The organism is Mesobacillus stamsii (genome assembly GCF_030814065.1).
Taxonomy (GTDB): Bacteria; Bacillota; Bacilli; order Bacillales; family Cytobacillaceae; genus Mesobacillus; species Mesobacillus stamsii.
Genome location: NZ_JAUSUN010000022.1, coordinates 1 through 12,090, shown reverse-complemented (window position 1 = coordinate 12,090; position 12,090 = coordinate 1). Strand labels below are relative to the sequence as shown.

General features: G+C 44.8%; 13 protein-coding genes. All 13 read left to right on the top strand.

Going from position 1 to position 12,090, the window contains the following annotated elements; translation table 11 throughout:
• Positions 1-33: 33 nt before the first annotated feature.
• The 13 genes from J2S25_RS15100 to lysS all read left to right on the top strand — a co-directional run bounded on the left by J2S25_RS15100 (position 34) and on the right by lysS (position 11,317).
• Positions 34-810: a type III pantothenate kinase gene (locus J2S25_RS15100; protein WP_044391965.1), complete on the top strand. Its 777-nt coding sequence runs from the start codon at positions 34-36 to the stop codon at positions 808-810.
• A 46-nt stretch (positions 811-856) separates the two neighbouring features.
• Positions 857-1,735 (top strand): Hsp33 family molecular chaperone HslO, encoded by an 879-nt coding sequence (gene hslO, locus J2S25_RS15095; RefSeq protein ID WP_044391967.1) that lies wholly within the window; start codon positions 857-859, stop codon positions 1,733-1,735.
• A gap of 21 nt (positions 1,736-1,756) precedes the next feature.
• A complete protein-coding gene (locus tag J2S25_RS15090; RefSeq protein ID WP_044391968.1) occupies positions 1,757-2,641 on the top strand; it encodes a peptidyl-prolyl cis-trans isomerase in 885 nt (294 codons plus the stop codon).
• Positions 2,642-2,785: 144 nt separating this feature from the next.
• On the top strand, positions 2,786-3,715 hold the full coding sequence (gene cysK, locus J2S25_RS15085) for a cysteine synthase A (RefSeq protein WP_044391969.1): 930 nt from the start codon (positions 2,786-2,788) through the stop codon (positions 3,713-3,715).
• Between the two features lie 115 nt (positions 3,716-3,830).
• Complete coding sequence (locus J2S25_RS15080) at positions 3,831-5,267, top strand: anthranilate synthase component I family protein (protein WP_128721498.1); 1,437 nt, start codon at positions 3,831-3,833, stop codon at positions 5,265-5,267.
• Positions 5,264-5,854 carry an aminodeoxychorismate/anthranilate synthase component II gene (pabA, locus tag J2S25_RS15075; RefSeq protein WP_044391971.1) on the top strand — a complete coding sequence of 197 codons (591 nt, stop codon included), beginning with the start codon at positions 5,264-5,266 and terminating at the stop codon, positions 5,852-5,854. Before J2S25_RS15080 ends, pabA begins: the two co-directional genes overlap by 4 nt.
• On the top strand, positions 5,854-6,729 hold the full coding sequence (pabC, locus tag J2S25_RS15070) for an aminodeoxychorismate lyase (RefSeq protein WP_044391973.1): 876 nt from the start codon (positions 5,854-5,856) through the stop codon (positions 6,727-6,729). Before pabA ends, pabC begins: the two co-directional genes overlap by 1 nt.
• Positions 6,726-7,565 carry a dihydropteroate synthase gene (gene folP / locus J2S25_RS15065; protein WP_044391975.1) on the top strand — a complete coding sequence of 280 codons (840 nt, stop codon included), beginning with the start codon at positions 6,726-6,728 and terminating at the stop codon, positions 7,563-7,565. The genes pabC and folP overlap by 4 nt, the downstream gene beginning before the upstream one ends.
• Entirely contained in the window at positions 7,558-7,917 is a 360-nt protein-coding gene (gene folB / locus J2S25_RS15060; RefSeq protein ID WP_044391977.1) for a dihydroneopterin aldolase, read from the top strand. The genes folP and folB overlap by 8 nt, the downstream gene beginning before the upstream one ends.
• A 2-nt stretch (positions 7,918-7,919) precedes the next feature.
• Positions 7,920-8,447 carry a 2-amino-4-hydroxy-6-hydroxymethyldihydropteridine diphosphokinase gene (folK, locus tag J2S25_RS15055; RefSeq protein WP_044391979.1) on the top strand — a complete coding sequence of 176 codons (528 nt, stop codon included), beginning with the start codon at positions 7,920-7,922 and terminating at the stop codon, positions 8,445-8,447.
• Entirely contained in the window at positions 8,399-8,602 is a 204-nt protein-coding gene (locus J2S25_RS15050; RefSeq protein ID WP_044391981.1) for a helix-turn-helix domain-containing protein, read from the top strand. The genes folK and J2S25_RS15050 overlap by 49 nt, the downstream gene beginning before the upstream one ends.
• Positions 8,603-8,644: 42 nt before the next feature.
• On the top strand, positions 8,645-9,646 hold the full coding sequence (gene dusB, locus J2S25_RS15045; protein WP_044391983.1) for a tRNA dihydrouridine synthase DusB: 1,002 nt from the start codon (positions 8,645-8,647) through the stop codon (positions 9,644-9,646).
• 186 nt (positions 9,647-9,832) lie between these two features.
• Positions 9,833-11,317: a lysine--tRNA ligase gene (gene lysS / locus J2S25_RS15040; protein ID WP_044391985.1), complete on the top strand. Its 1,485-nt coding sequence runs from the start codon at positions 9,833-9,835 to the stop codon at positions 11,315-11,317.
• The last annotated feature ends 773 nt before the right edge of the window (positions 11,318-12,090 follow it).

Here is a 12,090-nt window from a genome sequence, read left to right as displayed (position 1 = left end):
ATTTAGAAAACTATTGATAAGTTGGTGAATAGCTTGATTTTTGTTTTTGACGTCGGGAATACAAATATCGTATTGGGTGTTTATGAAAAAGATGAGTTGAAACACCACTGGAGAATGGAAACAAACCGCCATAGAACAGAAGATGAGTTTGGAATGATCGTCAAAAATCTTTTCGACCATGTCAATCTCCGTTTCTCTGATATAGATGGAATCATCATATCGTCCGTGGTACCGCCAATCATGTTCTCGCTTGAGAGAATGTGCCAGAAGTACTTCCAGCTGAAACCATTAGTCGTTGGGCCTGGCATCAAAACGGGTCTGGACATTAAATACGAAAATCCGCGGGAAGTGGGAGCTGACCGAATCGTCAACGCGGTTGCGGCTATCCATGAATATGGCAGTCCGCTGATCATTGTTGACTTCGGCACTGCGACTACCTATTGTTATATCAATGATCATAATCAGTATATGGGCGGAGCGATTGCCCCGGGAATTGGTATTTCTACCGAAGCCCTTTATTCGCGCGCTGCCAAGCTTCCGAGGATTGAAATCACACGCCCGGATGACGTGATTGGCAAAAACACTGTATCTGCGATGCAAGCAGGCATTTTGTTTGGATATGTTGGCCAAGTAGAGGGAATAGTTAAGCGGATGAAGGCGAAGAATCCGGTTACGACGAAAGTGATTGCGACAGGGGGACTGGCGCAGTTAATCGCCGAGGAAACAAATATCATTGATGTCGTCGACCCGTTTTTGACATTAAAAGGATTGCAGCTTATCTATAAGCGCAACATGAATAAAAATAGTTAAGCCTGAAGGAGGCTTTACTTGTTACAGCATGAAAGGGAGTAGAATAATGAGCGATTATTTAGTAAAAGGACTTGCGTTTGATGGACAGGTTAGGGCGTATGCTGCCAAAACGACTGAAACTGTTGGAGAGGCACAGCGCCGCCATTATACATGGCCGGTGGCATCGGCTGCGCTGGGCCGCACGATGACTGCTAGTGTAATGATGGGTGCGATGATGAAAGGCGAAGATAAATTAACGGTTAAAATCGAAGGCGGCGGTCCGCTTGGATTGATTCTCGTTGATAGCAATGCAAAAGGGGAGGTCAGAGGCTATGTTTCGAATCCTCATGTCCACTTTGACCTGAATGAACAAGGCAAGTTGGATGTAAGACAGGGGGTCGGAACAGACGGAACGCTTACCGTTGTAAAAGATCTTGGCTTGCGTGACTATTTTACTGGTCAAGTGCCGATTGTTTCAGGAGAAATCGGGGAAGATTTCACCTTTTACTTCGCAACAAGCGAACAGGTGCATTCTTCCGTTGGTGTCGGAGTCCTTGTCAATCCGGATAACACCATTAAGGCAGCAGGCGGTTTCCTTATTCAATTGATGCCTGGAGCGACAGAAGATACCATTTCAGCCATCGAGCAACGACTAGAATCGATGCCGCCGGTCTCAAAATTGATTGAAAACGGGCTTTCTCCTGAGGAAGTCCTCGAAGAGCTAATGGGCAAGAATAATGTCAAATTCCTTGAGTCGATGCCGGTGTCATTCGTGTGCAACTGTTCCAAAGAGCGGTTCAGTCAGGCATTGATCAGCCTCGGAGCGGAAGAAATCCGTGATATGATGGAGACAGAAGGCCAAGCTGAAGCGCATTGTCATTTCTGTAACGAAAAATATTTGTTTACAAAAGAAGACTTGGAAGAGATAGAGAAAGACGCAAAATAAGCTGATGCTGGGGGAAGAAAAGTGAAAAAAAAACAGCTTTGGTATATTATTGCTGGATTAACTATATTGAACGTGATCACGCTGTTAATGCTTCTGGGCAAGCCTGCTATTCTTGAAGGAAAGAAAGAGACAGTAGCGGAAGTTGGCAAGGAGTCGATCACCCGCCAGCAATGGCTCACCGAGCTGGAACAACGATACGGACAAGAGACTCTCAGGGACATGGTCGACCAGCGAGTAGTCGTGCAAATGGCGGAGAAATATGGCATTAAATTATCCGACGATGCAGTCGAACGGGAACTGACTATTTATAAGGCAATGTATTCGTCGCCAGGAGAAGAGCCGAAAAGCGAAGAAAGATGGAAGCAGCAGATCGAATATAGTTTGCTGCTTGAAGAGCTGCTGACAAAGGATGTTAAAGTATCGGAAGATGATAAAAAAGCCTTCTATGAACAAAACAAGCATCTTTTTGATGTCCCTTCCTCTTACCATCTATCACAAATCATTGTCGAAACAAAACAAGAAGCAGAATCAGCGGCACAGGAGCTAAAAGACGGATCCAGCTTTGCCGCATTGGCTATGGAGCGTTCCATCGATGAATTTTCTGCGAATGACGGCGGCGACATCGGCTTTGTGACCGAAGAGGATGAGCTCATTTCTCCAGAAGTCATTACAGCGGCAAAGTCCCTGAAGCCGAAAGAATGGACCGAACCTGTAAAAACAGAAGATGGCTACGCGATCGTATACCTTCATGAAAAGCTTGCAGGCAAGAGCTATAGCTTTAGCGAGGTAGAGAACCAGATTCGCAGACAGATTGCCCTCGAACAAATGGACATCCCTGTCTCTGCCCGTGCATTCTGGAACGATGCTGAAGTAAGCTGGTTCTACGGAGAGACGAGCAAAAAATAAGGGAGATAGCACCAAGGTTCCGTAACCGGTGCTTTCTTTTGTTGGATCGCGGGTTTTGTCGAAGCATTCTGATTGACATAGTTGAAAAGCACTGGTAGATTTTAATAAAACCAATTAAAATACTCGGATTAAGAGGTGGATAATATGGTACGTATAGCGAACTCCATTAATGAGCTAATCGGTCAAACACCAATTGTGAAATTGAACAGGCTAGTTGATGACAAAAGTGCGGATGTGTATCTGAAGCTGGAATACATGAACCCTGGAAGCAGCGTCAAGGATCGCATTGCGCTTGCGATGATTGAGGATGCCGAAGCAAAGGGCTTCCTAAAGCAAGGAACGACAATCATTGAACCTACTAGCGGCAATACCGGAATCGGTCTTGCCATGGTGGCCGCTGCTAAGGGATACAAAGCCATTCTCGTCATGCCCGAAACGATGAGCATGGAGCGCCGCAACCTGCTGCGGGCGTATGGGGCAGACCTTGTGCTAACTCCAGGCTCAGAAGGAATGGGCGGAGCGATCAAAAAGGCAGAGGAACTTGCCAAGGAAAAGGGCTATTATATGCCACAGCAATTCGAGAATGCAGCCAATCCTAGCATCCATGAAAGCACAACCGGTCCAGAAATTGTGGAGCAAATGGGTGACCAGCTTGATGCGTTCATTGCGGGTATCGGTACAGGGGGCACCATCACTGGTGCAGGCAAGGTTCTTCGTGAAAAGTACAAGAATATCAAAATTGTTGCCGTTGAACCGGCAGACTCTCCGGTTTTATCAGGTGGCAAGCCAGGACCCCATAAAATCCAGGGGATTGGTGCTGGTTTCGTGCCTGGAGTACTTGACACCGATGTGTATGATGAAATTATCAAGGTGGAAAACGAACAGGCATTTGAATATGCCCGCCGTGCGGCAAAGGAAGAAGGCATCCTTGGCGGAATTTCTTCTGGTGCAGCGATCTATGCAGCACTTGAAACGGCAAAAAAACTGGGAAAAGGCAAGAAAGTCCTTGCGATCATTCCGAGCAACGGGGAACGTTATCTAAGCACCCCGCTCTATCAATTTGATATTGAATAGGATGGCAGGCAGGCTTTCTCGCTTGCCTTTTTTCTTTGTTTTTTTGTAAAAAACCACCCCTTTTTTTAGCATAATCATGATTTTAGAAATGAAAGTGGGCCGTTCATCATGTATGATGGAAAAAGAGAGAAAATTAGGGGTGACGAGCTTGCTGCAATACCATGTTCTTACTCGAACGATTCCTTATTCAGCTTCACGTTTTTTTCATCAATACGACTATATTGCCCAACAATATAATGAGCACATCATCCTCGAAAGCGGACGGGGCGGGCGGTACAGCATCGCTGCATTCCAACCCGATGTCGTTTTTTCAGGAAAAAACCATACATTAACGATTAAAAAAAGCGGTATATTAACAACGCTTAACGGAAATCCGCTTGCATTAATGAAGCAGGAAATGGAAGCCTTCAGGGTCCCGGAAGTGGAAGGTCTGCCAGATTTCCAGGGTGGGGCAATTGGCTATATCAGCTATGATTATGCCCGCTACATTGAAAAGCTGCCGCAAATGGCAAAGGATGATTCCGACATCCCGGAGATTTATTTTCAGGTTTTCCTGGAGTGGTTTGTGTTTGATCACCAAACAGAAACATTATGGATCATGGCCCTTAGTGAATTAGGTAGAGAAGAGCAAACAAAGGAAAGAATGTCGGATTGGCAAAAACGCTGGGAGGCCAACATCCCGATTTTTCACAAGGAAAAGGCGAACAAGTCCAGCGCAAATGAACTGCAAGTATCTATGGAGGAGAGTGAGTTCAACCAGGCAGTGGAGAGGATTCAGCAATATATTTCGCAGGGCGATGTCTTTCAAGTCAATCTATCTGTCAGGCAGTCAAAGCCAATCAAGACAGAAGCACTTGAAGTATACCGCCAGTTGCGCAAGCTGAATCCCTCTCCATATATGGGCTATCTGCATACAGCAGAATTCCAGCTCGTTAGCGGCTCGCCCGAACTTTTAGCAAAAGTAAAAGGGTCGGAGGTTTCTACAAGGCCGATTGCTGGCACGAGATCGAGAGGCAGGACGGATGAGGAAGATTTGCGGCTTGCTAGTGAACTCATCAACAATGAGAAAGAACGCGCCGAGCATGTCATGCTTGTTGACCTGGAAAGGAACGATCTCGGAAGGGTCTGCAAGTACGGTACTGTCGAAGTCAATGAGTTCATGATCATTGAAAAGTACTCGCATGTCATGCATATTGTCTCAAATGTCAGAGGCGAGCTTGCAGAAGGGAAGACGTGGTTTGACGTTGTTAATGCGGCCTTTCCCGGCGGAACCATTACGGGTGCCCCGAAGGTTAGAACGATGGAAATTATTGAAGAACTCGAACCGGTGAGGCGGGGGGCATATACAGGTTCGTTAGGCTGGTTTGGATTTAACGGCAATATGGAATTGAACATTATCATCCGCACCATGCTTGTCAAGGATGGGCTGGCACATGTCCAGGCAGGAGCGGGCGTCGTCATCGACTCCATCCCGGCAAATGAATACAAGGAATCACTAAAGAAAGCTATCGCGCTTTGGAAGGCAAAAGAGCTGGCGGAGGGAAACTCATGATTTTAATGATCGATAATTATGATTCTTTTACCTATAACCTGGTACAATACCTGGGCGAAATGGGTGAAAAACTGAAGGTTATCCGCAATGACCAGGCATCCATTCAGGAAATTGCCGAGATGGACCCAGAGTTTTTGATGATTTCTCCGGGACCGTGCAGTCCGAATGAAGCGGGCATCAGTTTAGAAGCCATTAAAAATTTCGCTGGCAAAACGCCGGTTTTTGGTGTCTGTCTTGGTCATCAGTCCATTGCCCAAGTATTTGGTGGCGACATTGTGCGTGCGGATCGACTCATGCACGGGAAAACGTCGATGGTTTACCATGACGGAAAGACGATTTTTGAAGGGGTGGAAAATCCATTTCCAGCAGCACGTTATCATTCTCTGCTAGTCAAAAATGAAACCCTTCCAGACTGCCTGGAGGTATCAGCCTGGACGGCAGAGGGAGAAATCATGGCCATCCGCCATAAAACCTTGGCTGTGGAGGGCGTTCAGTTCCATCCGGAGTCTATTTTGACGGCTCCCGGAAAGCAGCTGCTGCGGAACTTCCTTTCACATTACCATGCAACGAAGGAAGTATGCTTTTAATGAAACTCTACTTAAATGGCCGATTTGTTGATCACAGGGACGCTGCGATTTCTCCTTTTGACCATGGATTTTTATATGGTCTAGGTGTATTTGAAACTTTCAGAATCTACAATGGTCACCCGTTTTTGCTGGATGACCATCTGGAGCGGCTGAATGCGAGTCTAGCGATCCTTGATTTTGAAGCAGAATTCACGAGAGAGAACGCGCTCAAGATTCTCAAAGGCCTCTTGGCCGAAAACGCCCTAAGGGACGCTTACATTCGTTTTAATGTCTCAGCTGGAAATGCCGAAATCGGCTTGCAGACGGAAAGCTATAAAGCGCCAAATGTGATTGTGTTTGCGAAACCTTTGCCTCCTGCAGGTGAGATGTATGAGAAACAGGCCGTGCTGCTTGAGTTACGACGCAACACGCCAGAAGGTATTGCCCGCTTGAAATCGCATCACTATCTCAATAATGTGCTGGCCAAGCGTGAGGCAGGCCCCGCAATGGATACAGAAGGCATTTTTTTGAATGAGGATGGATTCATGGCCGAAGGAATAGTATCCAATCTATTTTGGTTCAAGGAAGGGGTCTTGTTCACTCCGGCCGTCGATACCGGAATCTTGAATGGCATAACGCGCAGGTTTGTCATCGAGATCGCTCGTACAGCAGGCATCGAGGTGCGTGAAGGCTTTTATAAAAAAGAAGCTGTTCAAGGAGCTGACGAAATTTTTCTGACGAACTCCATCCAGGAAATCGTCCCGGTCACTTCCTTTTCTAGGAAAAGTTTTCCTGGGAAATTTGGTGAGGTAGTCCAATCTTTATTCGGGCGATATAAAGCACAGCGGGAAACGCTATGGAGCAGAACACAATTGGACGGGAGGCAAGCAAAATGAATCCGAACACGGTGATAAAAGCGGGACCATTCACTTTGGATTATGGCTTGCAAACGCTGATCATGGGAATTTTGAATGTAACGCCCGATTCGTTTTCAGACGGCGGCAAGTACAACCAGCTTGAAGCTTCCGTGCAACGCGCGAAGCAAATGATAGGGGACGGTGCACATATTCTCGATATTGGTGGTGAATCAACCAGACCTGGTTACGAACGGATTTCGGATGAAGCGGAGATTGGCCGGGTGGTGCCAGCCATCGAGGAGATCTTAAAGGAAATTCAGGTGCCAATTTCAATCGATACCTATAAATCCAAGGTTGCCAAAAGTGCGATCGACGCCGGAGCCGTGATGATCAATGATATTTGGGGTGCAAAGGATGACCCTGAGATTGCAGACGTCGCAGCTGAATCGGGTGTGCCGATCATCTTGATGCATAATCGGAAAGATCGAAATTACACTCATTTCATTCGCGACGTACTGAATGATCTGTTTGAAAGCATCACCATTGCTAAGAAGGCAGGTGTACGTGATGAGCAAATCATCCTCGACCCGGGGATCGGCTTCGCAAAAGACACGGCAGAGAACTTGGAGATGATGCGCCATTTAGATGCTCTCGTGTCACTAGGTTACCCAGTGCTGCTGGGCACCTCGAAAAAATCGATGATTGGCAACGTGCTCGATCTCCCTGTTACAGAACGGACGGAAGGAACAGGGGCAACAGTTTGTTTTGGAATGGAGAAGGGCTGCCAGATTGTCAGAATCCATGATGTAAAAGAAATATCACGCATGGCAAAAATGATGGACGCCTTGATGGGAAAGGGTGTGTTCAATGGATAAGATACATGTCAATCAGATGGAATTTTACGGCTACCACGGAGTATTTCCTGAAGAAACAACGCTTGGCCAGCGATTTGCAGTAGACTTGACGGTAGAACTGGACCTTTTGAAAGCTGGCAAAAGCGATCAACTTCAAGATTCGATCAATTATGCTGACCTATATCAAGTCTGCAAGAACATATTGGAAGGCAAACCATATAAGCTTGTAGAGGCGATTGCCGAACAAATTGCCTCTGTAATTTTAGAAAAGTTTTTGCTTGTCGATACTGTTCATGTAAAAGTAATTAAGCCGGACCCGCCAATACCGGGACATTATAAATCGGTTGCAGTTGAAATCACAAGGAGAAGATAAAAGTGGAAAACAAAGCATATATTGCACTTGGATCGAATCTCGGTGACCGATTTGGTTATTTGACACAGGCGATCATTCTCCTTGAGGGACAAGAGAAGATTTCCGTGATAAATACTTCTTCCATCTATGAGACCGACCCAGTGGGGTATACAGAGCAAGATCAATTTTTAAACATGGTCATCAAGGTAGCGACAAGTTTGTCTCCTGTTGAACTGCTCGATACATGTCTTGACATCGAATTGAAACTTGGTAGAAAAAGGGAAATAAAATGGGGTCCGAGAACGTTAGACCTTGATATCTTGCTGTATAATCATGAAATTGTGGAAACAGAGAAGCTTACATTGCCTCATCCCCGGATGAGCGAACGTGCATTTGTAATACTTCCATTGCTTGAAATGGATCCATATATCAAGCTCCCAAACGCCAGGGAACCGCTGGCAAACGATTTACTAAGAATGCCGGACAGAGAAGGAGTACGAATATGGAAGCAGAAAAATGGGGAAGACGTATTCGCGCTTATCGAAAGCTGAAGGGGTATACACAAGAAGGTCTTGCAAAAAAGCTTGGTATGTCCGTTTCGATTCTCGGAGAAATCGAACGGGGCAACAGAATGCCGGATGCAAAATTGATTGCCAAAATCGCGGATTTTTTAAACGTCGAATTGGAAGAGTTAACCCCCCAATAGGGATAATTCAACAGCACGAAAAGAAGGGGGAATAGCAAGGATATGCTAAAGATTGGCGATATTGAAATGAAGAACCAGGTCGTGCTTGCGCCAATGGCTGGCGTCTGCAACTCTGCGTTCCGTCTGACGGTAAAAGAATTCGGTGCAGGACTTGTATGTGCGGAAATGGTCAGCGACAAAGGAATTGTTTTGCAAAACGACCGGACCCTCGAGATGTTATATATAGATGAACGTGAAAAGCCCCTCAGCCTGCAGATTTTTGGCGGCGAAAAAGATACGCTTGTCCAGGCTGCCGAATACGTGGACAAACATACGAATGCCGATATAATAGATATCAATATGGGCTGCCCAGTACCGAAGATCACTAAATGTGATGCAGGTGCGAAATGGCTGCTAGACCCAAACAAAATTTATGAAATGGTAGCTGCCGTTGTAGCTGCCGTTAAAAAGCCGGTAACAGTTAAAATGCGCATGGGCTGGGATGACGAACATGTTTTTGCTATAGAGAATGCTCGTGCTGTAGAAAGAGCAGGCGGTCAGGCAATCGCACTTCATGGGCGAACACGTGTCCAGCTGTATGAGGGACAAGCAGACTGGGATATCATCCGTGACGTCAAGCAGGCAGTCACGATTCCTGTAATCGGCAATGGAGATATCCAAACCCCTCAGGATGCAAAGAGAATGCTGGAGGAAACAGGCGCGGACGGAGTGATGATCGGACGTGCTGCTCTCGGGAATCCGTGGATGATTTACCGCACGGTTAAGTATCTTGAAACAGGCGAATTGATCGGGGAACCAACCGCCCGCGAGAAAATCGATGTTAGCATCCTTCACCTCGACCGGCTGATTGCGCTGAAAAATGAACACATCGCTGTTCGCGAAATGCGCAAACATGCTGCTTGGTATATGAAAGGAATCCGCGGCAACGCGAGGATTCGCAATCAAATCAATGAATGCACAACAAGAAATCAATATGTCCGCTTAGTAACAAACTTCGCAGCAGAAATAGAAGCGGAAGATCAATATGCAAACCACGTTGGATAAAAATTGACAGAAACCATCGCGTTTCCTATTAATACCTTTAGCAACTGCCAGGGTGTTAAACCGGCAGTTTTTATTTAAAAAAAGATTTTAATGTCTGAATACGTTAGTTTGTGTAAAATAATAAAAGTATCCACTAAACATAAGGATTACCTTTTAAATTTACTTATATATTGGAGTGAAGGCGACATGAGTCATGAAGAAGTAAACGACCAGTTTAGAGTCAGAAGGGAGAAAATGAGTGCATTGCGTGAAAAGGGCATGGACCCGTTCGGAAAAAGATTCGAGCGCACTCATCTTACCGAAGAGCTGATCAGCGAATATGGTGAATGGGAAAAAGAACAAATCGAGGAAAAAAAAGTCGCGGTGAAGATTGCTGGCCGGATCATGACGAAGCGCGGAAAAGGAAAAGCAGGTTTTGCGCATCTCCAGGACTTAGCTGGACAAATCCAGATTTATGTTCGTCAAGATGCAGTAGGGGAAGAGCAGTACGAAGTTTTTAATTCAGCAGACCTTGGTGATATTGTCGGTGTTGAGGGTACGCTTTTCAAAACAAAAGTTGGCGAACTTTCCATCAAAGCTGACAACTTTGTGTTCTTGACAAAAGCATTGCGGCCGCTTCCGGAAAAGTTTCATGGTCTTAAGGATGTCGAGCAGCGTTATCGCCAGCGCTACCTTGACTTGATTACTAGCAACGAAAGCAGGACAACGTTTGTCAACCGCAGCCGCATCATCCAATCTATGCGTCGTTATCTTGATGGCCAAGGATACCTTGAAGTAGAAACACCATTAATGCATTCTATTGCCGGCGGGGCTTCTGCACGTCCTTTCATTACCCATCATAACGCGCTGGACATGCAGCTTTACATGCGAATTGCAATCGAACTTCATCTGAAGCGTCTAATTGTCGGCGGCCTGGAAAAGGTATATGAAATCGGCCGCGTATTTCGTAATGAAGGCGTTTCGACAAGACATAATCCAGAGTTCACAATGCTTGAACTTTATGAAGCATATGCGGACTGGAGAGACATTATGTCCTTAACCGAGAACATGGTTGCCTACATTGCTCAGGATGTTCTAGGAACCACGACAATTCAGTACGGGGAATACGAAATCAATTTGAAGCCAGAGTGGAGAAGGGTTCACATGGTTGATGCGATTAAAGAACATACTGGAGTAGACTTCTGGCCGAAAATGACCACAGAGGAAGCGCGTGCGCTTGCAAAAGAACACGGAGTGGAAATCACTGAACATATGCAGTATGGACATATCGTCAATGAATTCTTTGAGCAAAAAGTGGAGGAACACCTAATTCAGCCTACCTTCATATATGGTCATCCAGTTGATATTTCTCCTTTGGCAAAAAAGAATGCCGAAGATTCACGTTTCACTGACCGTTTTGAATTGTTCATTGTTGCTAGGGAGCATGCAAACGCGTTTACTGAGCTGAATGATCCGATCGATCAAAGAGAGCGGTTTGAAGCTCAGCTTAAAGAAAAAGAACAGGGAAATGATGAAGCGCACGAAATGGATGAGGATTTTATCGAAGCATTGGAATATGGAATGCCGCCAACAGGAGGCCTCGGAATTGGAATTGACAGACTTGTAATGCTTCTGACAAATTCACCATCGATCAGAGATGTGCTGCTATTCCCATTAATGCGTCATCGTTAATACTGCTAAAAGTAAAAAAACAAAACGGCAAACGTCGTTTTGTTTTTTTACTTTTTATACTTAGCACTTTATTGTCAATTCCCATTGCTTATTATTTTTACGGTGCTGAAAACTTCCTAAAGCTATATTTACGTTTTCCCCATTAATCCCCTTCTTTTTTTTAGTGTTTATTGTTATTAGAATTAAATCAACCTAATCAAAAAGAAACCTCTTGGAGGTTTCTTTTTGATTCTATTTTCGATCAATTAGTTTCAATATCTAAATCAAGTGTTAAATAGCTTTCTCCACTTCGAGTCCAGTCGACAAAATAATCGTAGGTTCCGTTGTTTAAAGCAGTCATTGTAATTGTGTGATGAACATTAGTTATTTTGGTGTTATCCAGAAAATCATAAAGGCGCTTGTGCTTTTCTTACTATCAGCAATGAATTTGAGACATAAATACGAATTATCTTTCTTTTACTAGATAGCAATAAAACCGAAAAAAGATGTTGCTATTGTAGATTAAAGGTGCTATATTTATATCTGTTGCTGAGAGCTACTTGGTTAGCAACAAAGAATTTCTTAAAAAAATATTGACATCAGGTATTGATCCTGATAATATATAAGAGTTGCTTCTGACGGAGCAATAATGAAAAATTGTTCTTTGAAAACTAAACAAACAAGCGTCAACAAACAATTAATTATCATGGCTTCTATTATAGAAGCTCATGAGCCAACGTTTTAACTTATGAGCTAAACTCATACTCTTTTTTGGAGAGTTTGATCCTGGCTCA

Bases quoted from the DNA above. Each gene is read 5' to 3' on its own strand.
- pabC (WP_044391973.1), top strand. From the start codon at position 5,854: ATGAAACTCTACTTAAATGGCCGATTTGTTGATCACAGGGACGCTGCG.
- hslO (WP_044391967.1), top strand. From the start codon at position 857: ATGAGCGATTATTTAGTAAAAGGACTTGCGTTTGATGGACAGGTTAGG.
- folP (WP_044391975.1), top strand. From the start codon at position 6,726: ATGAATCCGAACACGGTGATAAAAGCGGGACCATTCACTTTGGATTAT.
- folB (WP_044391977.1), top strand. From the start codon at position 7,558: ATGGATAAGATACATGTCAATCAGATGGAATTTTACGGCTACCACGGA.
- cysK (WP_044391969.1), top strand. From the start codon at position 2,786: ATGGTACGTATAGCGAACTCCATTAATGAGCTAATCGGTCAAACACCA.
- J2S25_RS15080 (WP_128721498.1), top strand. From the start codon at position 3,831: ATGGAAAAAGAGAGAAAATTAGGGGTGACGAGCTTGCTGCAATACCAT.
- J2S25_RS15050 (WP_044391981.1), top strand. From the start codon at position 8,399: ATGGAAGCAGAAAAATGGGGAAGACGTATTCGCGCTTATCGAAAGCTG.
- lysS (WP_044391985.1), top strand. From the start codon at position 9,833: ATGAGTCATGAAGAAGTAAACGACCAGTTTAGAGTCAGAAGGGAGAAA.
- pabA (WP_044391971.1), top strand. From the start codon at position 5,264: ATGATTTTAATGATCGATAATTATGATTCTTTTACCTATAACCTGGTA.
- dusB (WP_044391983.1), top strand. From the start codon at position 8,645: ATGCTAAAGATTGGCGATATTGAAATGAAGAACCAGGTCGTGCTTGCG.